Raw genomic sequence first — 23,424 nt, forward strand, 5'->3', positions numbered from 1 at the left:
AAAGGTCCGCGCGTGCAGCGCGAACCAAACCAATGAGTCTTCGGGAAATCCGGGGCGGTTCAGTTCCGCGGCGGTGGCGGGCGCCTGTTGACCAATGCGTATTTGGCTTGAAGGTGGTTGGAAGCAATGACGAACATGGAGCCTTCAGAGCCGCGGAGCTGGGTTCTGGCCACAATTGTGTTTGCCGGCATGGCGCTCATCCTGGCGACCGAGTTGGTGACGCAGCAGGGCTTTGCGCACGGATTTCTCTACATACCTCTGGTTGTTCTGGCCTTCTATGCCGGTGGTGTTCGCTTTCTGGCATTGGTGACCGCATTGGCCGTTGGCGCGATCTGGGTCGGGTTCCTGCTGTCACCTCCCGCGCCAGAAGGCTTTTCGATGGGGTACGTGCTAGCCAACCGGCTGGGGGCAGCGGCTGCTCTGGTGACGGTTTTCTTTGTCTTTTACCACCACCAGTTAGTCTATGAGCAGGAGCGCAGATGGCTGGAACGTCTGCGCGGGGAACGAGAGCGCTACGAACAAATCGCGGATGTGATCCCGATCCATGTCTGGACAGCGGGGCCTGATGGCGAGCTGGACTATGTCGGGGCCCAGTGTGCCCAGTTTTCCGGGGCATCCAAGCAGGAATTCTTAAGCGCTTGGCGCGATTTCCTCCATCCGGACGACTGTGAACCCACGCTCGAGCAATGGGGCCGGTGTGTGGAGACTGGAAAGCCCTATCTACGCGAGCTGCGGCTGCGCCGCGCGGATGGCGAATACATCTGGCATCTGGCCCAGGCGGTCCCGCAGACGTCGGCGGATGGCGTTGTCCATCGCTGGTTGGGGGCGGCTATCGAGATCACTGCACTCATGCAACTGCGCGAGGAGGCCAAGGCGCTGGACCTCCGCCTGCAGGACACCGTCGAGAGCATTACGGATGCGTTCTTCACGGTGGACCGGGAGTATGGGCTGACGTACGCCAATCTTAAGGCGAGGAGCTTGCTTGGGTTACCGGGCGGCCCGGACGAGGCCCGCTCCATCTGGGGCAAGGGGCGGTTCTCGCCGAGCGACCCGTTCGGAGTCCAATTTCGCCGTGCAATGCGGCGAGGGGAGGCGGTCACCTTTCAGGCGCATTTCGAATCCCGCGGCGTGTGTCTTGATGTGCGGGCCTACCCGTTTCCCGACGGTCTGACCGTATACCTTCTGGATGTGACCGAGGAGCGCAAGCAACAGCAGGAGCTCAAGCTGTTGCGAGCGGCGATTTCGCGAATCAACGACATTGTCCTGATCACGGAAGCCGAGCCGGTCGAGTACCCGGGGCCACGGATCATCTTTGCGAACGAGGCGTTCGAGCGACGCACCGGCTACACGCGCGACGAAGCCATTGGGAATACGCCACGCATGCTCCAGGGGCCGGGTACGCAGCCCGCAGAACTCCGCCGGATTCGGCGCGCCTTAGAGCAGTGGCGTCCCGTCCGGGCCGAGCTCCTGAACTACACCAAAAGCGGCGAGGAGCTGTGGTTGGAGCTGGATATTGTGCCCTTGGCCGACGAGACCGGATGGTTTACCCACTGGGTGTCGGTCGAACGCGATATCACGGCTAAACGGGCGGTGGAGCGAGAGCTGATGAACTCGCAACGCATGGAGGCGACGGGGCGGCTGACTGGTGGTCTGGCACATGATTTCAACAATCTGTTGACCGTCATTCTGGGCAACGTTGATCGACTCGAAGAGCATGTGCCCCTAGGGTCGCAACCGGCTCGGCTGCTGCGGGTCATCGAGCAGGCCGCGGAACGAGGCCGGAACCTCACGCAAAGCCTGCTGGCCTTTGCCCGACGCCAGACCTTGTTGCCCGAGACGCTGGATTTCCAGGATCTCCTCGAAGAGATGCGGCCGATTCTCGAGGCCTCGCTCGGGCAGCGGAGCCGACTGGTCATCCTGACCCCGGATGAAGCAGTCCTGCCGGTGCATATGGATCGAAGTCAGCTGGAGAGCACGCTGCTGAACCTCGCCTTCAATGCCGCCGATGCGATGCCGGAAGGGGGCGTGCTGGAGATCGGTATGCGCAACGCGGACGGTGACGCGGCTGTGGGTGCGCTCGACGCTGACGCAGGCGACGGCGATTTCCTGGTGGTAACGGTGCGGGATACGGGCACCGGAATGTATCCGGACGAGCTGGACCGTATCTTCGAGCCGTTCTTTAGTGGCAAGGCGACGGGGCAGGGCAGCGGCCTGGGTCTGAGCATGGTGTTCGGTTTCCTCCAGCAGTCGGGTGGGTCGATTCACGTCGACTCCGCGCCAGGGTCGGGGACGACCTTTACCTTGTTATTGCCCGCCTCGAGCGAACCGGCCGATTCGTTTGTAGAACCCGTACCGGACGTGTTGGACAAGGGGTGGGGGCAGGTCATCCTGATCGTCGAGGATCACCCCGAGATCCAGGAGCTGGTGGCGGGGATTCTCCGCGAGGCGGGCTTTCAGACGCGCGAAGCTGAGGATGCCGACACGGCGATCGAGATTCTTCGCAGCGATGCGCAGCTCGACCTGTTGTTGTGCGATGTGGTGCTGCCCGGCGGTTTGTCGGGAACCGATGTAGTCGCGCAGGCCCGCGAGGTGCGACCGGGCCTGCCCATCGTCATGGCGTCCGGCTACACCGGTGACGAGCCGATGGTGGGCAATCCGTCCGGAAGCTCGGCACCGGTGCTACGTAAGCCCTATCGCAAGGCACAGCTCCTGACCGCCATCCATCAAGCGCTGCACAAAGGGGTCTGAGCAGTGGGCGAGCCGAGGTCATCGGTGAGCGAGTCTCGTCGCCGCTGGTCCTTGACTGCCGGACGCGCGCCAGCGGCGGTCTGCTCTCCGGTCACGCCATTTCAATGTGACGAGCAGGCTGGATCCAGTTCCGTTTCTTCGCTCTCTGGCACAAGGGAGGGCGAAAGCGGCTTGATCTGGGAGTACTGAACATCCATCAGGCTGTCAATCTGGGTATGTTCGATCGGTTTGCCGAGCAGTGGACCCTGGAGTTCGTCGCAGCCCAGATGCACGAATTCGGCTAGTTGCGTGGAATTCTCGATTCCGGCGCCAATCACCGAGAGTCCCAGGTCATGCGCCATCCGCACGATGGCCTGGATGGAGCGCGGGTCTTGCAGCTTACCGGAGGTGTAGCAGAGGGCCTTTGCATCCAGGTTGATCGTGTCCAGGGGGAGGGTGCGCAAGTGGGTGAGCGGCACATGTTTGCCGTGGAAGCTATCTACAACACAGCGCATGCCGGACGCGCGCAGATGGCGCAGATGCCGCAGTTGCCGACCTTTCAAGGACATCACGTAGCGTTCGTGGATCTGTAAGCCTAGTTGTGCCAGGGATAGGTTATGGGTCCGCAGCTGCCGCGCCACCTCTCCAAAGAAGGTGTGGTCATGCAGCATGTGAGGGTGCAGGTCCAGATAAACGACGGGCTCGTAACCCTGGGCTTTCCACTCGGCCAGGCGTTCCACAACGTCCTCGACTACCCAGCGGGCAAAATGCTGGACCATCCCCGCGTGTTCGATCAGCGGCAGGAAACGGCTGGGCGGGATGAGTCCCCGGATGGGATGGTTCCAGCGGGGCAAGGCCTCGAGCTTGAGGAACTTGCGGCTGCGCAACTCGAGGACCGGTTGATAGACGACCTGGATTTCCTGGTCCTCGATGGCCTTGGCGATCTCGCCCAGCAGTTGCGTGTCGCCGTGCCAAGAAGGGGCGGGTCCACCGGAGTTCAGGTCGGGCTCGGCCATCAGGGCATCGCGCGCACGCCCCAGCAGCCGGCTTGCCGCGTCGCTGATGTCGGCCGGCGGGACATCCGTATCGCCCACGCCAAGATTGGCACTGCGCGGTTCCATGCGTTGGCTGACCGTGCTTGAGACCAGCTCGGTATGAATCTCGAGGCCGTCAATCTGGAGCGGGGTCTCGCGTACCGAGCGCAGTCGCTGGGCCTGCTCGGCAGGGTTCCAGGGCGCATGCGAGCTGTTGACTACGGAGAGCGAGTCCGGGGCCGAACGACTGACGAAGGTTCCCGCGGGCATCACGAGACGGATGCGCTCCGCCAAAACCTGCATGACCTCATCCATGCGCCGTGTCCCGAAGCGCTGTTGCAACGCCTTGAAATTTGCTACCCGTACTTCCGTGACGTTTGCGTACTGGTCGCGGCCGGTGGTGCTGCTCAGCAGAACTTCCACGTGTTTTTGTGCAGACTCGTAATCGGGGTCGCCATTTTCCGGATTGAGACCTCGTAGCATGTTGACGCGGCCCTCGAGGTTACAGACCGCGCAGGAGAGCATGGCGACCAGCACCCCGATCACGGTCAGCCACGTGGCGCGGATGCCCCAATCCAGCCAGAGCCAGGCATGTCCCGGCGATAGGCTCAAGGCGGAATAGGGAGCGATCAGCGCGGTTGCAACCAGCGTCGCGAAAAAACCGCCGGAGATGCCAAACGCCAGGGCTGCGAGGATAACGGGAGCAAACAGGAATAACGTGAAGGTGCCCTGCTGACTGTCGTCAACGTACAGAAAGGCCAGGCTACTGACGAACACCAGGACGACGAGGGCCGCCGACTCTTTTGGGTTCCGGCGCAGGGCATGGACGAGGTCGGTCATCCCCGAGAGCGAGGGGTTCCAGTCGCGCAGGCGCTGGACAGGGCGCAGCCAGGGCTTCATCGCTGGGCCTCTATTCCTCGTGGGGTCCGCCCCGAGGAAAAATCCACCCAAAGTGGGTCAAATAGGCGCCGCTGCGAAGCATTCCGGTGGGCATGGCGCTTAGTGAGCCATGCCGGCAGCCGACGCATGCCACACGCCTGAGTGTGGTCTTCCGGCGGTCTGGGCCTGACATGGGTGCGGTGGATGGCGAGTTTCCTCGAGTCGCGGCTAGGCATGTCGAGTCTCCGTGTTTCCGAATGCTCGTCCTGCTTCCAGCATGTTGCCGCCGCAGCGAATCAGCCAGGCATGTTTGTCCCAGTCTGGTGGGATGCCCTTGGCGCATTAGGCGCGGTCCATGGGGACGGAGATTTCCGGACGCGGGTCGAGCGCGACGGGATCGCCCAGACCGGCTGCCACCGGGTGGCGCAAAAGGACCGGATCCTCGACCCGCCCGGGCTTGAGGGTCAGGCCGGCGGCTTGTAGCGTCTGGTTCACTCGATCATGCAGTGAGTCGAGCAGTCCAAGCCCGTCCAGGGTGTCTCTGAATTCGTTGATCCGTTTGCCTTCGACCGATGTTTCGGTCCCGCAGAAGGCACAGAAAAGGGGAATTTCGTACAGGGCTTCTTCGACTGCCGGGTCGGTATAGGTGAACCACTGTTGCAGGCAATGGATGCGCAGGTGGGTGTTCAGCCCTGCCGGGAAGTGATCCTCGGCAACGCCGGCATCGATCAGCTGCTGGATCAGCGTCTCCCACGGAAGCAGGCGTTCGATTCGGTCCAGAAAAAGCGCACGATGGGTCATGCAGGCCGGGTCATCGGTCAGCGGGCGGGGCCAAGTGAGCAAGGCCATCGGTTTGGGTTCCTCAAATGGTAGAAGGCGGACGGAAAGGATGTTTCTACGGTTGTGCGTTGGGGGGCAGCGGTAGATAAACCGAGACGCGGGCGCCACCGCTCGTGGATGCCAGTTCGACCTGGCCACCGCGGGCCTGTGCGATCCCCTGGACGAGCGTGAGGCCCAGTCCGAGGCCCTGCTCCTTGGTCGTGTAAAATGGTTCGAACAGGCGCGCCGAAGGGCCCTCGGGGAAACCACAACCGGTGTCCTGGATCGCAAGCACCGCCCAGGGGGCACCGTCGTATGTCTCGCGGGACGTGGTGATCCAGATGGTGTCCTGTCCATTGCGCATGCGGGAACCGGGCTTTGTCTCCAGTGCATCGCGTGCATTGGTCAGGAGGTTGGCCACGATGTGTTCGAGATCGCCGAGTGCGGCGTGGACTGCGGGTAGCTCCGCGAACTGACACTGAACCCGGATGTCGCGCATCTCGAGTTGTTGCCGCATCAACGTGAGGACATGGTCAACCGCATCCTGCACCTGGATGGCTTGAGGGGGGGTGGTCTCCTGTCCAAATAACCGCAACAGGCGGATCAGTTCGGCCGCCCGCTCGGTCTGCTCCATGATCCGTTCGAGCCGTGCAAGGGCATAGGACGGTGGCGGACCGCCACCGGGTTTGCGCAAGAATTCCTGGGCATTGTCGGCCGCTAGCTGGATGACCTGAAGCGGCTGGTTGAACTCGTGCGTTAGTCCCTGTGCGATCTGGCCCATGGTGGCCATGCGAGCGTTTTCGAGCAGGCGTTGCTGATTGAGGCGGGCGCCCGTGACATCCAGGGCGAGCCCGGCGATGGTCCAGGGTCCCTCCGTTGTCCTGTCACAGATGGCCAGTCGTTCGTGGATCCAGCGCAGGGTCCTGTCAGGCAGCTGGATGCGATAGTCGACTTCACACCGTCCCTGTTCACGCAGTGTTTCCAGGGCGCGGTCGATGTTCGATGTGTCCTCTTCCACGGCTGTCCCGAACCAGTCGTCCGGAGGTTCGTTCAGCCCGGTAAGGGTGGCATAGCCATCGCTTACGGAGTCCGCCCTGGGGCGACCCTGTGGCGGCAGTGTCCCGCTCCACAGGGCGAGGGGGGCGGGTAGGCCGGTCAGGCACGCCAGTTGATGGCGTTGCGTTGCCTCGGGTGCGGAAGGCTCATCGGGGGGCCCGGGCCTGTCACTCTCTCGCCCGGCGGTATTGGTGCTCGTCACGTCGGCGCCCAGAAATCCGATCAGCCAGGCAGTGGCCAGCCCCACGACCAGGCCCCCAAGCGCGAACCAGGGGCCTCCGGTCGATGGAGGTGAAGCCATGACTGCGTGGCCGGCCCAGGGGATCCCGAACATCACGATCGGGATCACAAGTGCAAGCAGCAAGCCGATGCGTAGCAGGCGGGGTTTCATCAGTGGTGCAGCGCCGCGGTGGTAGAGGATCGACAGGTGTTTCGCGACGGCGAGCGCGCGCAGGCCTGCCTGAATGCCTTGCGGATCTGTTCTCGCGATACCGGTTTTTCAAGGTATTCGGCATGGTGCTCGCGGGCCTGGTTGGCTATCGTCTCGTTGCCATGCCCGGTCAGGATGATGGGAATGGGTGCGAGCTGACGATCGAGAAAGACCGGATGCTGGAGTAACTGCAGGCCGTTTCCGTCGGGCAGGTCGATGTCGATGAACATGACCGCCACATCGTCGATATTTGCCAGTTGCCACTCGGCATCGCTGACGCTGCTGGCCAGCCAGCACGTCACGCCTTCGCCGGTAAGAATCGCGGACATCTCTTCGCGAATATGGGGATCGTCGTCGACGATCAGGCACCAGGCGGATGGTTCGTGGGTCGTCGCTGCATGCGATGAAACGAGGGCCTCGGGTTCCAGGGAGACCTCCGTCGTGCGAATGGTCCGGTTCGGGGCGTCGCTCTTCGAGGTGGATTCCGTGTTCAGGGCGAAGTGATCGGCGCACTCCATGGCGTGCTCGATCGGCACCGGATGCCCGAACAAGTATCCCTGTGCGACACCGAAGCCAAACCGCTGGGCCATCTCCAGCATGGCCTGGTCCTCGATCCCTTCGATGACAGTCTCGATTGCCCGGTGGTTGCAAAGGATGGCGATATCCCGCAACAGGGCCTGACGGCGCCGGTCGCTTGTGGCGTTGCGGATGAACCAGCTATCCACCTTGGCTTCGGTCAAGGGCAATTGGGCCAGCCGTGTCAGACCTGCCGAGCCGGCACCGAAGTCATCCAGAGAGATCCCGAACCCCGTGATGCGTGCCCGGGCGAGACCCAGGCGTTGCTCGACGCTGAGTGACGGTGCGCTCTCGGTCAGTTCGATGGTTAGTGAATGAACGGGCAGCGCTGCCTCGGTGCATGCCCGAACCAGATCGCCCGGGAAGCGGGCGTGTCCAAAAATCGTTGCACCGGCGTTGACGGAAAAGCGCAGGTGAGCGCCGAACCGTTGTTGCAGGGCGGAGGCGTGGCGCAGGACTTGGCGGAAGATCTGTTCGAATACGGGCCATGCGAACTCAGGATCATCCAGATAGGCCGCAAATGTAGCGGGCGTCAGCGTTTGGCCGAGTTCCCAATGCTCCCAGCGGGCGAGGCTCTCGAATCCGAGCAAACGCCCGCTGCGCAGACAGTATTGGGGTTGAAGGTAGGGGATCAGCCGCCTCTGTGCGAGCCCTTCGGTGAATTCACGCCGGCCAAGGACGGCTGGGAGCTCGACCCCGGGGCGGGAGCGAGGCTCTTGTTCCAGTTGCCGAAACAAAGCGGTCAGGGATGCGTGCCGGATGGGCTTGCCGAGTGGGGCGAGCACGTCCAGCCCGAGTTCGGCCGCCACGTCGCCCGCGGCACCCAGGATGTCCGCGTTGAGTCCGGACAGAAACGCCAGCGCGGGTGCCGCCGATTTCATCCGCGCGAGTTCGGGCAACAGGGCGAGCCCGTCCCCTTCCGAGAGCTTCAGGTCGAGCAGGATCAGGTCGTAGCGAACGGTTCGTAGGCGTCGCCGTGCTTCCGCCAGATCGGGGGCGCCATGGGCTGCGATGCCGTGATGGCTGGCGCTGGCGATCAGTTCCTCCCGAATCTCGCGCACATCGTCCACAATCAGCATGAGTGGCGCGCTGGGCATCTTGGCAGGCTGCGTGTGATCCACTGGCGTCATGCTGGGCCCCGGAGTCATTCCGACGATCGTTTTGTGTTGGCTCCAGCATACGGAACCAGCCGCCAAGCGGAAGCGAGCGACAGGGACACTTCTGCCAGAATGGGGCCATTGTGGCGATGCGATGAAAGGCATCTGTGGGGAATCGCTCCGCGCCGGTGCGCTCATTCGGTGCCTGTGGCCGACGAATCGAGGCAGGTGCTGCTCGCGGTGCCGTTTGAGTGTCCTTCCAGAATGAAAGAAGTGGCTTTGACGAGCCGATGTGCTGATGATGCATTGGGCGCGCAGGTATAACACTTCAATCCGGCCATGGATAACCCTCCGCATGAACACGACGTCACTTCCCGAATCGGCGGTTGCCCCGATTGCGCTACTGGTCGATGACGACCCCGATGTCCTGGACGAACTCCAGGGCAGCCTGTCGCTTTCGGATATCCCGTGCGTTGCGGCGATGGACGGACGTGAGGCACTGCGATGGCTGCAGGGACACCCCGGTATTCTGGTCGTTGTCGTGGACCTTCGAATGCCGGGCATGGATGGCTTCGCGCTCATCCGCGCCATACATGACATCGCGGAGGATGGCGCGCGCCCTCGCATCGTCGTGATGAGCGGCCACCTGGATGCCGATGCGGCCGTGACGGCGCTGCGCCACGATGTTGAGGACGTGCTCAGCAAGCCGGTCAGTCGGGAAGTCCTGCACGGAGCGGTCACCCGGGCGATCCGCCGGGCACGCGAAGAGCGCGAGAGAAGTGGCTTTGTCGATAATGTGTCGTCCGCGATGGAGCATTTGCGCAAACAGATGCGCGATATGGACCGCCAGTTGAAGGCGTTCGGGTCGACCAGCCACAGGCGCGGGGCTGGCTCGACGCAACCGGACGAAATCGATCTGTCGGACGGCGAGATGTTGGAGCGTGTCGGAGAGGTGTTGGCCCTGCAGCGACGACGGCTACAGCATTTCCCATCCGATCTCTTTTCCGACCCGGCCTGGGACATGCTCCTCGATCTGACCCATAACCACCTGACTGGCCATGCGACCTATGTCTCCAGCCTCGCGGTAGGCGCGCGAGTGCCGTTGACGACCACCTCCCGCTACCTGGATACCCTCGAGCGGCTCGGTCTGACGAGTCGGTATCCCGATCCAGGAGATCGCCGGCGAATGCGAGTTGCTTTGACGGACAAGGGGCTGGGCTCGATGCGCGCCTACCTGGCATCTCTCTGACGTGACTCTCCCTGGCATCGCAGCGTCATAGGGCGTTGTACGACGGGGGCTGGCGTGACTGGTTAAGAGGGGTCACCGACGCCCTGGAGCCCATAACGAGAAAGGGCTCCCGAATGGGGTGCCCTTTCTCTGGAGTGTGGAGCGCCCGGAAGGATAGCGGCGACGCTGCGCGTCTTGCCCTTCCGGGTGTCGGCCTGCGGTCGACACGTACCTCGCTGCGCTCGGGATCGAACCGGATTGTTGAACGGAGGTTCGAATCCTTTGTGCTGGTAGAAACGAAAAAAGGCACCCGGGTGTGGGTGCCTCTTCTCTGAAATATGGCGCGCCCGGAAGGATTGCTACGACGCTGCGCGTCTTGCCCTTCCGGGTGTCGGCCTGGGGCCGACACGTTCCTCGCTGCGCTCGGGATCGAACCGGATTGTCTGACGGAGGTTCGAATCCTTTGGGGAACTGGAAACGAAAAAAGGCACCCGGGTGTGGGTGCCTCTTCTCTGAAATATGGCGCGCCCGGAAGGATTCGAACCTCCGACCACCTGGTTCGTAGCCAGGTACTCTATCCAGCTGAGCTACGGGCGCATCGACTGAAGGCGCGCATTATCGCGATTGGTCCCGAAGGATGCAAGCCGTCGCGGGGTATTCTTTGCGTTCGGGTTGGTCTGCCTGGCTCTCCCAGCCGTTCATGATCGGGCGATATCGCGTACTTCGCACTCCGTCGCGTTCACGAATGCGGTCGTGGGCGAAATCCGACATGCCGCCGAAGCCCACGGAGGCATGGCCGGCGCGCCGTTGTTCCGGTGTGGATTTTACGATTCGAGCGTGCGCCTGAAAAGCCCCGGCCCCGGACGCGAATCAGAAGTTGTAGCCAAGTCCGACAGTGTACGAAAAGTCACCATCGAGGAACGCATTCTCTGCGTCATTCGAGCGGCTGAAGAACCACTGGTATTCAATGCGCCCCAGGGCGTAGGTGTCCTCCAGGAGGTAGTACTTCAAGCCCCCATCCAATGCGGCGAACCCGCTGTCGTTGACTCCGTCGCCGTAGACTGCGCCCAAGCTCCCGCCAGCGAAGGGACGCATCCGGCCGTCTGTGTCTTGAAGGTTGAGATAGCCTCGAGTGGCGCCGCTCCAGAAGTCATTGGTCAGGAAGTCGCTCTCGAGGTCGGCGTAGTGGATGCTCTGGCGGACGCCGAGGACCAAGTGACCACGCAGATACCAGCCTATATCACCCGTGATGCCGAGGTTGGTGTTGTCGAACCTCCGGTCACTGCTGCCGCTTCCGGAAAGCGAGAATTCGCGGTCGCCTATGGAGGGCCCAAAGTTGGCGGCCGATCCTTGTTGAGCCTGGACGGAAAGGGTGAACGGTCCAGCCAGGCAGAGCATGACTGCGGCTACCTTTTTCATCATTACGTGCCTCCTGAAACGTTACCCACCGCGTTGGCATGGCGCAGAGCGTTTGGAGTGCGACGGCGACCGGGAGGGCCCGCTTTGCATCCGAAACGGCAGATTGCGGTCGCAACCGAGAGGGCATCTGTACGTTGCCGCACATTCGCCCCCGGGCGCGTTGGGTTTCAGATAACGGGAGACAGAAAAAATACGAGAGATCAATGGCGTAACGATGATTACGATACGCCATATGAGATGTTGAAAAGGATCTTCAGCGAGACGCTGATTGAAGCGCGTTTGCTTGTTCTCGCGGTGGCGCCCCATGTCGTCCGAGACAAGGGTGCTGTGCTTTGGGTAGTGAACGAAAGGGGCCTGATCGGGGACGCACAGAAGTCTCTGTCAACCTGGTCTTCGACCCGCTATGAAGCGACTTTGTGGCCCGATTGGATGGTGGCGGGGGGCGGCTGCTCCCCTGATCGTGGTGTGCCTCGGGGCAGGGCAGCAGGCCTTCTTTCGAATGGGCCCTACCCCGGGCAAGAAGGGTCAGAAGTTGTAGCCGAGGCCTACGGTGTAGGCGAACGCACCATCGCGGAAGGCATCTTCTGCATCGCTGGAGCGGCTGAAGAACCACTGGTATTCGACGCGGCCCAGGACGTAAGTGTTCTCCAGGACGTAATACTTCAGGCCGCCTTCCAGGCCGGCGAACGCACTGTCCTTGACGCCGTCGCCGTAGATGAAGCCCAGGCTGCCACCACCAAAGGGACGCAGACGGCCGTCCGTCGTCTGGAAGTTGAGGTAGCCGCGCGTGGCGCCATTCCAGAAGTCATTGGTTATGTTCTCGCCCTCGATGTCGGCGTAGTTGATGCTCTGGCGGACCCCGACGATCAAATGATCGCGCAGGTACCAGCCCATATCGCCCGAGATACCGAAGTTGGTGCTGTCGAACTTGCGGTCGCTGCTGCCGCTTCCGGAAAGCGAGAACTCGCGGTCGCCCATGGAAGGTCCAAAGTTTGCCGTTGATCCGGCTTGCTGGGCCTGGACGGCGAGGGGGAGTGTTCCGGCCAGACAGAGCGTGAGCGCGATTAGCCTTTTGGTCATTAGGTTTCTCCTGATTGGTTCCCATCCGGGGAGGGATGGGGTGGGGTGGTTGTCTCGGTGGGTTCTGGGCGTGGCCGGGATGGTCCCGGTCGATACTCGGAATCAGATTACGTTTCCAGCGATGGGGTATCTGTACGTTGGCGCACACAGACAGCCGGTCGCGCTGTGTCCTGGTTCGCGAAAATCAACAAGCTCCTCGATTTCCCGGAACCGTGGGTCCAAGTAGTGCTTTTCAGGAAGGGAAGAAGCCTCGATGGCAAGAACGAAGATGGACGCTGCGCGTCACGTTCGGGCGGGTTTGTGCGGTCCCGCACAGACGGGCACGGGTGTGCTCCGCAGGGTTCTGGATCGGGCGGCAATCAAGCTGACCAGCCATTCGGAGGAGTGCGAGATGAACTGGAATATCGCGAGAGATCACTGGAAGCAGTTCAAGGGCAAGGTCAAGGCACGTTGGGACCAGCTGACCGACGATGAACTGGAAACCGTGGCGGGGGAACGCGACGAGTTGGTGGGCTGTATCCAGGAGCGGTATGGCGTGAGCCGGGCCGCGGCCGAAGGGCAGCTCGTAGAGTTCGAGAGGAAGGTGAGTCGGGTCCACCACTGAACCGCCAGCCGTGGGTGGGGCCTGGCCCGCCTGGGCTCACCTCCAGGGTGCGGTGATTGGCGTGTGTCCGGGGTGGTGGCGTAGTGGCGGGCGGCCCTGCTAGCCGGAAACCGGCTAGGCGGTTTGGGTGGCGCACTGTGTTTGCGCAAGTGCAGGGCCCCACCCGGACGCGCGAGATAACCAATGTCTGCGTAGCGAGTCGGTGGCCCCGAGGAGTGTGGTACCCCTCGGGGCGAGGACGACCAACGCGTTAGTCGCGTTCGTATTCCGGTATTTCTTGCAGCGTGTCTTCATTCATGTCGATGTAAAGCTTGACCTCTCCGTCTTCGGACGTACGCTCGATACGGTCCCAGGCGATCGCCACGTCCTTTCCGCCGAGGCCGAGAACGCCGCTGCCCGTGCCGATCACGACCGCGACGATACGGCCATCCTGATCGACGACCAGGTCATGGACTTCCCCGATCTCGTCCTGGCTTTCACGGCTATGGATCTTCTGGTCCATCAGGTCCGAGACGTGCAGCCCCTGGTCCGGCATGCGCTGGATATGGGGGGCATCGTCACGGGCGTCCGCACGTGGTTGTTCCATGGCGTCGCGGTCGAAGCCTTCGGCGCCACGTTCTTCCATCACCTCGTGGTCGTCCGAATCCTTCTCGTGTTCGCCGGCCATCGCGCCGGTCATGACACCGCCCAGGCCAAAGACGAAGATGGGGACCGTGGCCGCGGCGAGTTTGAGTGAGGCAAGTTTTTTCATGGTTTACGCTCCTTGATGGGTCCGGCGTTCAATCCGGAAGTCGATGTCGCGTGCATCGCGCGGGCACTTGGACCCGGCGATGCGAACGCACCAACGATGTTGCGGAGCGCTGTCACCCACGTCTGTACGTTGAGGCACACACCTGGTTCGTAGCCAGGAAGTCTATCCAGCTGCGCTGGCATCGACTGGATGCACGGTGGACCGCGATGGGCCCCGACGTAGCAAGCCGTCGCGCTGAGTGTGTTGTGGTTTTCCGGCCCCGTCCGCCGTCCTTATCCCCTCGGGATGGGGTGATAGGGCGTACTGCGTACTCGGTCGTGTTCATGCATGCGGTAATGGACGAAGGCGTCCTTGTCGTCAAAGTGCAGGAAGGGGTTGCCCGCATCCTCCTCCGCCAGCGTGGATTCCGCCTTTTCCGCGTAGTTGTGGCCCGGGTGGATGCAGGTATGGGCCGGAAGCCCCTCGCGCAGGCCGTTGAGGGTGTGAAACATCTGTTCCGGATCGCCGCCGGCCAGGTCGCAGCGGCCGCAGCCGAAGACGAACAGGGTGTCGCCGGTGATCAGGTCGTCGCCCGCCGGCATGTGGAAGCAGGCGGAGCCGGGGGTGTGGCCGGGTGTATGCAGGAAGCGGATCTCGGTGTCGCCCAGACGCATCTCGTCGCCACCGTGGTGCAGTTCCGGACGTTCCAGCTCCTTGCCCCAGAATTCGGCCTCGGGCTTGAGCAGGTGCAGCCGCGCATTTGGATACTGTTCAAGGATTGCCTCGACCCCGTTGATGTGGTCGTGGTGGCTGTGCGTCAGCAGGATGTCGGAGATGTCGACTTCGTTTGCGCGGGCCTGACGGATGATCGCCTCCGGGTCCCAGGCTGGATCGACCACCGCACCACGATGGCTGGCGCGGTCCTCGATCAGATAGACGAAGTTCTCCATCGGGCCGAGTTCCTGGCGGTGGATGCGATAGGGCAGTTGGGTACGGTCCATCGAGGTCTCCGGGAGTTATTCGTGGTTTGGTAGGGTCTATCCGTTTCCTATCCTGTGCCGAGAAGGGGAGTGATGCCAATTTCCGAAGGTTCGCCAGTTGATACCGAAGTTCTGGATGCCGAGACCGACTGGGAGGCGCGCTATCAGGCGGGTTCGACCCGTTGGGATCGCGGCGCGCCCAGCCCTTCGCTGGAGCGGTGGTTGGAGGTCACCGCGCTGGGACCCGGTTCGCGGATTGTGGTGCCCGGTTGCGGTTTTGGGCACGAGGTGCCGGCTTTGGCCACGCGGGGTTTCCGTGTGACCGGGCTGGATGTGGCGCCAACGCCGGTAGAGCACTTGCGCCGCGAACTGGCGCAGGCCGGGCTGGAGGCGGAAGTGGTGCAGGCGGACATGCTCGCCTGGCAACCAGAGGGGCCAGTGGACGGCATCTACGAGCAGACATCTCTTTGTGCCCTGCCGCCCGAGCAGTGGTCGACCTACGAGGCGAAGCTGCATGGCTGGCTGCGTGAAGGCGGTGAACTGTTTGCGTGTTTCATGCAGACCGGTCGCGAGGGCGGGCCGCCCTACCATTGCGCAGTGCCAACGATGCGTCAGCTGTTTTCTGCCGATCGTTGGGATTGGCAGGACGAGGTGGGCCGTACCGACCATACCAATGGCAAGCACGAACAGCTGTTTCGCTTGATCCGGCGTTGAGGCGCTGATGTGGATCGTGTCGGGCGGGCCTGTGCGGGGCCCGTGCGGCGATCGGGAATCTCCCGCGTACAGGCGTGGTAGATGCGGTGAAGTGCATGCGCATGATCTAGATTCGCACTAGGGAGGGCCGCAAGGGCTTTCGGCCGGCGGGCTCTCCCGTCCACCCGAACCAGGAGTGCGCGATGAAAGTCTGGATGCTCGTGTTGTTGTTATTGCTGCTGCCGCTTCCGCTGACCGCGTCCGAATCGACGGAGGGGGACGAGGCGCTGGATCCTGAAACGTTGCAACAGATGGTTCGGCAGAGTGCCGAGATTTTCAAGATCGAAGATGGTGTCACCATCGACGAGGCCATCGAGTCGATGAAATTGCGGGCCAATCTGCGCAATTTCCAGGAGGTCGCCGATTTGCCGCTGTCGGATCAGGTGCAGGCAATGGGCGGCGAGGGCAATTACATGCGTATTCTCGCCTTCTGTGATGCCCTGATCGCCAACCAGATGGTGAAGCACGACATCATCTTTGCGAGCTTTCTGCCCTGTCGTATCGCAGTGGTGGAGGATGACGAGGGGCAGGGCTGGATCGTCACCACCAACATGGACATGATGCTGCATGCGACGGATCTCCCCGAGGATCTCGAGGTCGTGGCCCGCGAGGTGCGCGACACGATCTACAGCATCGTCGAGGCGGGGCGCACCGGAGATTTCTGAACGTCCAAATGAAACGCCCGCGGCTCCTTTCGGAGGCCGCGGGCGTTGTCTGGTACGCGCCTTTGAGTCGCCGCGCTTAGCCGTTGGCGGCCTTGCGCTTGATCATCAGCGTGCCGTCCGCGCGCGAGCCGGTGTTCTTGGGCCCGCTGGTACCCTTGCGTACGGGGCGTTTGCCGGGTGCGGCGGCATAGGCCGGGCGCTTGCCGTTGCCTGGGGCCGGGCCGCGCTTGGCCGGTGTGGGCTTGCTGGTCGGCTTGGACCTGCCGCTGGTCTCCGGCTTGTCACTGCGCGGCTTGGCGGTCTTGCGCGGCGCAGGCTTGCGCGCGTCGTCCTGGTTCGCGGCCTGGCGCGGGGCCTGAAGGGTCAGTTCCAGCTTGCGGTTGGCAATATGGATGTTGCCCAGGCGACGAATCGCGGCTTCGTCCAGCGACGCCGGAAGATCCACATGGCTGTGGTCGTCACGCAGGCCAATGCGGCCGATGTCGCGGCCGTTCAGGCCGCCCTCGTTGGCCAGTGCGCCAACGATGGCACCCGGCGCCACGCCGTTGTTGCGGCCGACCGGCATGTAGTAGCGCACCATGTCGGCTTCCGGCTCGCGATCCTTGCCGCGCGACGGACGCTCGCCCCGGGGCTTGCTGTCCCGGCGGTTGTCGCCGCGTTCGGAATAGGGGGCACGGGCGGCCGCCAGCAGCGGATCGGCGCCCTTGTTGGCGTTGGCATCCAGCGGGCTGCCGGCAGTGGCCAGTGCGACCAGGGCGGTGGCGAGTTCGCGCTCGGATACGCCACTGTCGGCCAGCAGGCGATCGACCAGGGCTTCGTGTCCGGAGTTCTGTTCGCTGCCCAGGAGGGCCTGAACGCGCTCGGCGAAGCGCGTCTCGCGGCGGGCCTGTACGGCCTGGCGGTCGGGCACCGGCTGTTCGCGCACCGGCTTGCCGGTGAGGCGTTCGATGTCTTTCAGCATGCGGCGCTTGCGCGGCTCCAGGAACAGGATGGCGCGGCCCTTGCGGCCGGCGCGACCGGTACGGCCGATGCGGTGGACGTAGACCTCGGCATCGCCGGGGGCGTCGAAGTTGAAGACGTGGCTGATGCGCGGCACATCGATGCCGCGGGCGGCGACGTCGGTGGCGACGATGACATCCAGGCGGCCGTCGCGCAGGTCACTGACCACACGCTCGCGCTCGCCTTGTTCCATGTCGCCGTTCAGCGCGGACGCGGCGATGCCGGCCTGGCCGAGTGAATCGGCGATCTCGACCGTGGAGGCCTTGGTGCGGGCAAAGACGACCGCGCCGTCCAGGTCTTCCTCGGTCTCCATCAGACGGGTCAGGGCCTCCACCTTGTGGCGGGCATCGACCAGGCAATAGCTCTGGTCGATGTCGGTGCCGGCCTCGTTGCCGGCGCCGATGCGGATCTCTTCCGGTTCGCGCATGTGGCGGTGCGCGATCCGACGGATGGGCGCCGGCATGGTGGCGGAGAACAGGGTGGTCTGACGCGCTTCGGGGGTCTGTTCCAGGATCCACTCGATCTCTTCGACAAAGCCCATGCGCAGCATTTCGTCGGCTTCGTCCAGCACCACGACGCGCAGGGCGTCCAGGTTCAGGGTGCCGCGCTTGATGTGGTCGACCACGCGGCCGGGCGTGCCGACCACGATCTGCGGGCCCTTGCGCAGGGCGCGCAGCTGTTCGCCCATCGGCTGGCCGCCGTAGACGGGCAGCACATCGATGCCAGAGAACTCGCGGGCGAACTCAGTCAGGGCGCCGGCGACCTGGTTGGCCAGCTCGCGCGTCGGAGCCAGCACCAGTGCCTGGGGCACACGCTTGCCGGCGTCCATCAGGTCAATCAGCGGCAGGCCGAAGGCCCCGGTCTTGCCGGTGCCGGTCTGGGCCTCGCCCAGAACATCGCGGCCTTCCAGCAGCGCGGGGATGCAGGCGGCCTGGACCGGGGTCGGGGTCGTGAAGCCCATGTTCGACAGGGCATGAACCAGCGACTCGGAAAGCCCGAGCTGGGAGAAGGAGGGGGAATCAGACATTGAGGGTACTCACACAGGCCGGAAACGAAGGCCCGGCGAAAATCGGATGGCAACTGCCAACCCCGCATCATACACGAATCGAAGACGTAACGAGCGAAAACGTCGGACATCTTCCAGGGAGATGCGGCCGGATGTTCGAAATGCCGCAACCGGCTTGCTCGTCCTGGACTGGGGCGGAATCGTGGGGACGCCTATTCGTTGTTCCACTTGAGCTGTCGGGATATAGTTCGTCCAAGGATTTTTGCTGGATACGGTATGTCGCTTACCCCTACGGACCTGTTCAACTTGCTGGCCGACGAGACACGGCTGCGCTCGCTCTTGCTGATGCAGGCGGAAGGGGAGCTGTGTGTCTGCGAGCTGACCCACGCTCTGGAGATGTCCCAGCCGAAGGTATCGCGTCACCTGGCCGCTCTGCGCCATTATCAGGTGGTGCGTACCCGGCGCGAGAGCAACTGGATCTATTATCGGCTCTCGCCGGAGCTTCCTGATTGGGCCGCGGAGATCCTGAAGACTGCGGATCGTGCCGCCTCCCGAACGGAGCCGTACACAAGTGATCGCGACCGGCTCAACACCGCGCCCAGTCGTGCGGAGTGCCTGGATTCGGCCTGAGGGTCGTCGTACTCAGAAAGCTGCAATAACGTCAAAACGGCCGGACCACCAAGAGGGTGGTCCGGCCGTTTCTGTTTGGATGCGAAGCCTTGCGCGTGACCGCTCAATGAGGCTCGCGGTGGACGCAGGCGAGGATCGCCGTCGCGATGTCGCTGGCTTCGATGCCCGGGGCGTCCAGGCCGATCTCCTGCATGCAGGTGGTCGCAGCAGTCCGCAGGGCTTCTTCTTCCAGTGGCTGGCCGTGCAGGGCGTCGGCGATGCGATCCATGCCGTCTTCCGGGAAGACCGTGAAATCGCCGGACAGCAGGAGATCGGCGATGTGGTCGTCCTTCTCCATCAGCTGGGCCCGGATCAGCCCGCCGGGGGCCTTGTGGGCACCTTCGGTCAGGTGGGTTCCGGCGGCGATCTTGACCCCCATCTCGACGAATTTGCGGCCCTTGCGGTAGGTCCATTCGGGGTCGGTCAGCTCGGCCATCTGTTCCTCAATGGCGGCGGTTTCCTCGGCCGTGGGTTCGCTCATATCGACCTCGACGGCGAGGTCGCTGGCCACGCGTTTCAGGAAGGCATCGCGCACGGTCTCGCGGGCAGGCATCTCGCCGAGTTCGCGTGACAACGTGGTGATGTAGTCCTCCATGCCGGCGCGCAGCTTGTCGCGGAACTTCTCCGAAGGGACCTTGAGGCAACGCGCCATGGTCGCGGTGTCGAAGTCGAACATGAAGCTGCCGACCATCACGGTGGCGTTGCCAATGCTGGCGGCACCCGTGCCACCGATCTTGCGTCCGTCCACGTGGATGTCGTTCACCGGGCGGAAGGTCGCGTTCACCCCCAGGTCCTGGTAGGTGTTGATCACCGGGTCGATGAACTTTTTGTAGATGTCGGAGACGATCCGCGGGGCCTTGGACGACGGATAGATGAAGTGGAAGAACATCTGGTTGTGGTCCAGATACACCGCACCGCCACCGACATGACGGCGGATGATCGGCAGGTTCTGTTCCTTGCAGAAGTCTTCGTCGGCCTCCAGGGCAATCTCCTGATGCAGCCCGACGCAGACATACGGGTCGTCGGGGTTGACCAGGGTGAGCACCGGATCGTCGTCCTTGCCCATGGCCTCGGCGATGCCGTGGTAGACCGCCTGGGACCGCACGGCGGGCTGCTGGCCAAAATCGATTACGCGTAAACGCATGGTGTTGTCCTTGTCTTGTCTTGGGGGCGAAGGCGGGGCCGGTCTAGAACTCGGCGTTCCAGGTCAGCCCGAAGCTGCGGCCGGGGGCCCAGATATCCTGTACGCCATTGGCCGGGTCCAGGCGTGCCTCGGTCATCTCGTTGACGTGCTCGCGATAGGCCTTGTTCGCGACGTTGGTCACGCTAAAGGTGATCTCATTGGAACGAAAGCCGGCGCTCGGCCCGAAGCGGTAGCCGACAGCGAGATCGGCGGTGGCGAATCCGGAGGTGTTGCGTTCGCTGTTCTCCGTGAAGGTGTCGGCCGTCCGGCTCTGGCTCGCCACGGCCCGGATGCGGGCATCCCATTGCCAGCCCTGTGCGACAGAATGGCTGAGCCCGACGCTGGCCTCCGGCGGCGGCATCTGGGTCAGCGGCTCGTCAAAGCGGCGGTCGCGGTTCTCGCCGCGGATCCAGGTACCACTGGCGTAGCCGGTGATCGCAGCGGTAAACGCGTGCTCCACCAGGGCTTCGATGCCGTGTATGCGGGCCTCGTCGAGGTTGATCGTCTGCTTGGTTTCGGAGCCGATTACTTCGCCACCTATGTAGTCGCGGATCCGGCTTTCGTAAGCGGATACGGTGTAGGAGGTCGCGCCGATCTGGCCGCGTGCGCCCACCTCGAACGTGCGGTTCCGTTCCGGGTCCAGCTGCGGATTGCTGAGCCAGGTGTAACCGTCGCTGTAGGGGTAGGTGAGATAGCGTTCCAGCAGACTGGCAGAGCGATAGCCCTCGGAGAGGCTGAAATACGGGTTAAAGGCCTCATACAGGTGCCAGGTCAACCCGGCCGACCAGCTGAGGTTACGGTCGGTCTTGTCGAGTGGGGGGGCGACCATGAACGCATCATCCGCTTTCCCGGAAATCTCGTCGTACCGTACACCAAGATTGACCGTGGCCCAGTCCAGGTAGGTTTCGTGCTGCGCGAATATCCCCACCGACTCAATGCGGCCGTTCTCTACCAAAGGCTGAGGCGTATCGATAAACGGATTGACATACTCGCCTGGTTGGAACTCATTGCTCTCGGTCCCGAAATACGATTCGGGGCTTGCACGAAGACGCCAGGCCTCGGCTCCGACCAGCAGGATCTGGTCATCGGTGGGTATCAATTCGGCCTGAAGACGCAGTCCATCAGTCGTGAAGTCCGTGTCGGACGTGCGGTAGTCCCGTCCGAGCTGTTTGTTCCAGTCGTAGTTGCCGCGCGATAGTTCGTGGCGGTAGACCGAGGCTTCGACACGCGGTGCCCAGGCGCCATTCAGTTCGCCTTCGTACCGGAGTTCGTACAGGTCGCGGGTCTGGCGCGGGGTGTAGTGCGTATTCAGCCCCATCGGCGGATCAATAGATCCTTCCCGGGGTTCATCGGTGTTGAAGTTGCGCGAGGCGAGGTACCAGACGTCCTTGCGCTCGTCGCGCTGGGCGCGGAACTGGACTTCGTGGCCTGGTGCCAGCTTGCCGCGGTAGCGCAGGTGGTAGGCGTTCTGTTCGGTGCCGGAGTCGCGCAGACGGTCGCCGTCGCCGTTCTTGTAGTCGTCGGTGTTCAGGTAGGCGGTGGAGAGGTCCAGCACGTTGCGGTCGTTGGAGACGGTGACGCCGACCGCGCCGCGGATGCCTTCGTCCACCGAGGTGACGCCCAGGCGGGAGAAGCCGCGGGTCTCGGGTTCGTCGGTGAAATCGCCGCCGCGGGTGATGATGTTGATCACGCCGCCCATGGCGCCGGCGCCGTAGAGCACGGAGCCCGGGCCGCGCACGATCTCGATGCGTTCGATCAGGTCGACGTTGACATAGGAAGCCAGCGAGCCGCGGGCCGGCGGCTGCATCGCATTGATGCGCACGCCGTCCACCAGAACCAGCACCTGGTCGCGCTTCAGGCCGCGGATGATCGGATCGGAGCCCACCGATCCGTCCACGGCCGTGGCGACACCCGGCTGGCCGCGCAGGAGGTCGCCCAGGGTGCGGGCCTCGCGGTTGCGGATTTCGCTGGCCTCGATCACGGTGACGGAGGACGGCGTCTCGTCGATCAGGGTCTCGTATCCGGTGGCCGTAACCGATACGGTGCCCAGTGTCTGAGCGGCCTCCTGGGCATGAGCGAGGGCGGGTGATGCAAGCAGACTGGCCAGCGTCAGATGACCGACAACACGACGTTTCATGACTCGATGGCTCCCCAATAAGCGTTTCAGAACGCGCTAAAGTAGGTTCGTCGATCACGAAGGGCAACTTAAACCCCGGATGGCCAGGCCCATTCCGGGCGTGTCATGGCCGTTGAAGAACAGCCGCCAGAGGAGGGATCCGCCATGCTGGAACTGGGAATCGTCGCGCTCGCCACGTTTTTCGTGACCATCGGGCCGGTGGATGTCGCGGTGGTATTCGCGGTCCTCAGTCGGGGCGTGGACCCAGCCCAGCGCCGTGCCATGGCCATCCGCGGGGCGGCGGTCGCGGGCGGCATCCTGTTGCTGTTCGCGCTGGTCGGGGAGGCGCTGCTGTCGCTGCTGGGGATCTCGCTGGCGGCGCTGTACACCGCGGGCGGGATCCTGCTGCTGTTGATTGGCATCGACATGGTGTTTGCCCGCAGCTCGGGCGGGGTGTCGGCCACGGCGGCCGAGACGCAGGAGGCGCGCACCCGCAAGGACTTGTCGGTCTTTCCGTTGGCCACGCCCTTGCTGGCCGGCCCCGGCGCGATGGGGGCCGCGATCCTGATGATGAGCCGGGCCGAGGGCGACTGGGTGGCCCAGGTCGTGGTGCTCGGGGCGTTGGTGGCCGTTATGGTGCTTGCGCTGGTGTGCCTGCTGGTGGCGTCACGTCTGCAGCACTGGCTGGGCGTGACCGGCGCGCATGTGCTCACGCGCATCCTGGGCGTGCTGCTGAGCGCGCTCGCGATGCAGTTTATCTTCGACGGGCTTCAGCGAAGCGGTTTGCTCGGCGCCTGAAACGGCTGGCGTGGTCATGCGATGAACGGGGCCCTCCGCTCGCGCGAGAAGGCCCCGGCAGATGGTGGGGTCAGAGCAGGTCTTCGGTGATGGCGTCGATGCCGGCTGCCGCGCATTCGTCATCGACCTGTCCGCTGGGGGCGCCGGAGATGCCGATCCCGCCGACAATCCGACCACCGGTGGTGATCTGCTTGCCGCCGCCCAGAGTGCTGACCCCCGGCAGGTGCTGGATGCCATAGCCGGCCTCTCCCGGTTCCGTCATCTCGCGAAGCTCCAGGGTGTCGGTGCGGAAGCTGACGGCGGTCCAGGCCTTGCGGATGGCGGTATCTACCGTGTGCGGGCCGGCAAAGCGGTCGCGCTTCAGGGCCTGGGGGGTGCCATGTCGGTCGACCACGGCTGCAGTGACCTGGGTGTCGCGTTCGCGGCAGGCCTCGACCGCGGCCTCTGCGGCCTTGACCGCAAGCTCGGGGATCAGCGTCGGGGTGTCGAAAGTACCCTCGCTGGCGTGCAGGGGCGCGGCGGCAAACGCCAGGAAGATCGGGGCAGCAAGGCAGTAACGCAGGGTGGTCATGATGA

At 63.6% G+C, this 23,424-nt stretch carries 19 protein-coding genes and 1 tRNA gene; 7 read left to right on the forward strand and 13 right to left on the reverse strand.

Annotation, left to right across the window (positions count from 1 at the left end; all coding sequences use genetic code 11):
• Positions 1–126: 126 nt before the first annotated feature.
• Positions 127–2,748, forward strand: coding sequence for a PAS domain-containing sensor histidine kinase (locus D575_RS0108585; RefSeq protein ID WP_018145509.1), 2,622 nt, complete (start codon positions 127–129; stop codon positions 2,746–2,748).
• Positions 2,749–2,849: 101 nt separating this feature from the next.
• Here the strand turns inward: D575_RS0108585 and D575_RS0108590 are convergent, their stop codons facing one another.
• The 4 genes from D575_RS0108590 to D575_RS0108605 form a co-directional block, all read right to left on the reverse strand.
• On the reverse strand, positions 2,850–4,601 hold the full coding sequence (locus D575_RS0108590; RefSeq protein ID WP_026182096.1) for a GGDEF domain-containing phosphodiesterase: 1,752 nt from the start codon (positions 4,599–4,601) through the stop codon (positions 2,850–2,852).
• Between the two features lie 381 nt (positions 4,602–4,982).
• Complete coding sequence (locus tag D575_RS0108595) at positions 4,983–5,489, reverse strand: transposase (RefSeq protein WP_018145511.1); 507 nt, start codon at positions 5,487–5,489, stop codon at positions 4,983–4,985.
• A gap of 46 nt (positions 5,490–5,535) precedes the next feature.
• Complete coding sequence (locus D575_RS0108600) at positions 5,536–6,906, reverse strand: ATP-binding protein (RefSeq protein ID WP_018145512.1); 1,371 nt, start codon at positions 6,904–6,906, stop codon at positions 5,536–5,538.
• A complete protein-coding gene (locus D575_RS0108605) occupies positions 6,906–8,651 on the reverse strand; it encodes an EAL domain-containing protein (protein ID WP_018145513.1) in 1,746 nt (581 codons plus the stop codon). The genes D575_RS0108600 and D575_RS0108605 overlap by 1 nt, the downstream gene beginning before the upstream one ends.
• 322 nt (positions 8,652–8,973) lie before the next feature.
• Here D575_RS0108605 and D575_RS0108610 point away from each other — a divergent pair, with 322 nt between their 5' ends.
• Positions 8,974–9,867 (forward strand): response regulator, encoded by an 894-nt coding sequence (locus tag D575_RS0108610; protein WP_018145514.1) that lies wholly within the window; start codon positions 8,974–8,976, stop codon positions 9,865–9,867.
• A 499-nt stretch (positions 9,868–10,366) separates the two neighbouring features.
• Here D575_RS0108610 and D575_RS0108615 read toward each other — a convergent pair.
• From D575_RS0108615 to D575_RS0108625, 3 genes are all read right to left on the reverse strand, one after another.
• A tRNA-Arg gene (locus tag D575_RS0108615) sits at positions 10,367–10,443 on the reverse strand.
• Between the two features lie 273 nt (positions 10,444–10,716).
• Positions 10,717–11,268: a hypothetical protein gene (locus D575_RS0108620; protein ID WP_018145515.1), complete on the reverse strand. Its 552-nt coding sequence runs from the start codon at positions 11,266–11,268 to the stop codon at positions 10,717–10,719.
• A 522-nt stretch (positions 11,269–11,790) separates the two neighbouring features.
• The gene (locus D575_RS0108625) at positions 11,791–12,345 is read right to left on the reverse strand and encodes an outer membrane beta-barrel protein (protein ID WP_026182098.1); all 555 of its coding nucleotides are present in this window, start codon (positions 12,343–12,345) and stop codon (positions 11,791–11,793) included.
• 391 nt (positions 12,346–12,736) lie between these two features.
• On the opposite strand from D575_RS0108625, the gene D575_RS14545 reads away from it, so the two are divergent.
• Positions 12,737–12,949 carry a CsbD family protein gene (locus D575_RS14545; RefSeq protein ID WP_026182099.1) on the forward strand — a complete coding sequence of 71 codons (213 nt, stop codon included), beginning with the start codon at positions 12,737–12,739 and terminating at the stop codon, positions 12,947–12,949.
• Between the two features lie 250 nt (positions 12,950–13,199).
• Here the strand turns inward: D575_RS14545 and D575_RS0108635 are convergent, their stop codons facing one another.
• Together D575_RS0108635 and D575_RS0108640 are read right to left on the reverse strand one after the other, a co-directional pair.
• Entirely contained in the window at positions 13,200–13,700 is a 501-nt protein-coding gene (locus D575_RS0108635) for a PRC-barrel domain-containing protein (RefSeq protein ID WP_018145518.1), read from the reverse strand.
• Between the two features lie 272 nt (positions 13,701–13,972).
• Positions 13,973–14,680 (reverse strand): MBL fold metallo-hydrolase, encoded by a 708-nt coding sequence (locus tag D575_RS0108640; protein ID WP_018145519.1) that lies wholly within the window; start codon positions 14,678–14,680, stop codon positions 13,973–13,975.
• 72 nt (positions 14,681–14,752) lie between these two features.
• Between D575_RS0108640 and D575_RS0108645 the strand changes: the two genes are divergently transcribed.
• Together D575_RS0108645 and D575_RS0108650 are read left to right on the forward strand one after the other, a co-directional pair.
• The gene (locus D575_RS0108645; protein WP_018145520.1) at positions 14,753–15,373 is read left to right on the forward strand and encodes a methyltransferase domain-containing protein; all 621 of its coding nucleotides are present in this window, start codon (positions 14,753–14,755) and stop codon (positions 15,371–15,373) included.
• Between the two features lie 182 nt (positions 15,374–15,555).
• Positions 15,556–16,077 carry a DUF302 domain-containing protein gene (locus D575_RS0108650; RefSeq protein ID WP_018145521.1) on the forward strand — a complete coding sequence of 174 codons (522 nt, stop codon included), beginning with the start codon at positions 15,556–15,558 and terminating at the stop codon, positions 16,075–16,077.
• Positions 16,078–16,153: 76 nt separating this feature from the next.
• Here the strand turns inward: D575_RS0108650 and D575_RS0108655 are convergent, their stop codons facing one another.
• Positions 16,154–18,103, reverse strand: coding sequence for a DEAD/DEAH box helicase (locus D575_RS0108655; protein WP_018145522.1), 1,950 nt, complete (start codon positions 18,101–18,103; stop codon positions 16,154–16,156).
• A gap of 255 nt (positions 18,104–18,358) precedes the next feature.
• Between D575_RS0108655 and D575_RS0108660 the strand changes: the two genes are divergently transcribed.
• Positions 18,359–18,712 carry a metalloregulator ArsR/SmtB family transcription factor gene (locus D575_RS0108660; RefSeq protein WP_018145523.1) on the forward strand — a complete coding sequence of 118 codons (354 nt, stop codon included), beginning with the start codon at positions 18,359–18,361 and terminating at the stop codon, positions 18,710–18,712.
• A 103-nt stretch (positions 18,713–18,815) separates the two neighbouring features.
• Here the strand turns inward: D575_RS0108660 and D575_RS0108665 are convergent, their stop codons facing one another.
• The gene (locus D575_RS0108665) at positions 18,816–19,895 is read right to left on the reverse strand and encodes a lipoate--protein ligase (RefSeq protein ID WP_018145524.1); all 1,080 of its coding nucleotides are present in this window, start codon (positions 19,893–19,895) and stop codon (positions 18,816–18,818) included.
• Positions 19,896–19,938: 43 nt separating this feature from the next.
• Positions 19,939–22,071 carry a TonB-dependent siderophore receptor gene (locus D575_RS0108670; protein WP_018145525.1) on the reverse strand — a complete coding sequence of 711 codons (2,133 nt, stop codon included), beginning with the start codon at positions 22,069–22,071 and terminating at the stop codon, positions 19,939–19,941.
• A gap of 144 nt (positions 22,072–22,215) precedes the next feature.
• Between D575_RS0108670 and D575_RS0108675 the strand changes: the two genes are divergently transcribed.
• Complete coding sequence (locus tag D575_RS0108675) at positions 22,216–22,848, forward strand: MarC family protein (RefSeq protein ID WP_018145526.1); 633 nt, start codon at positions 22,216–22,218, stop codon at positions 22,846–22,848.
• 70 nt (positions 22,849–22,918) lie between these two features.
• Here the strand turns inward: D575_RS0108675 and D575_RS0108680 are convergent, their stop codons facing one another.
• Positions 22,919–23,419 carry a heme-binding protein gene (locus D575_RS0108680; protein WP_018145527.1) on the reverse strand — a complete coding sequence of 167 codons (501 nt, stop codon included), beginning with the start codon at positions 23,417–23,419 and terminating at the stop codon, positions 22,919–22,921.
• Positions 23,420–23,424: the final 5 nt, after the last annotated feature.

The organism is Thioalkalivibrio sp. AKL6 (assembly GCF_000376905.1).
Classification (GTDB): Bacteria; Pseudomonadota; Gammaproteobacteria; order Ectothiorhodospirales; family Ectothiorhodospiraceae; genus Thioalkalivibrio; species Thioalkalivibrio versutus.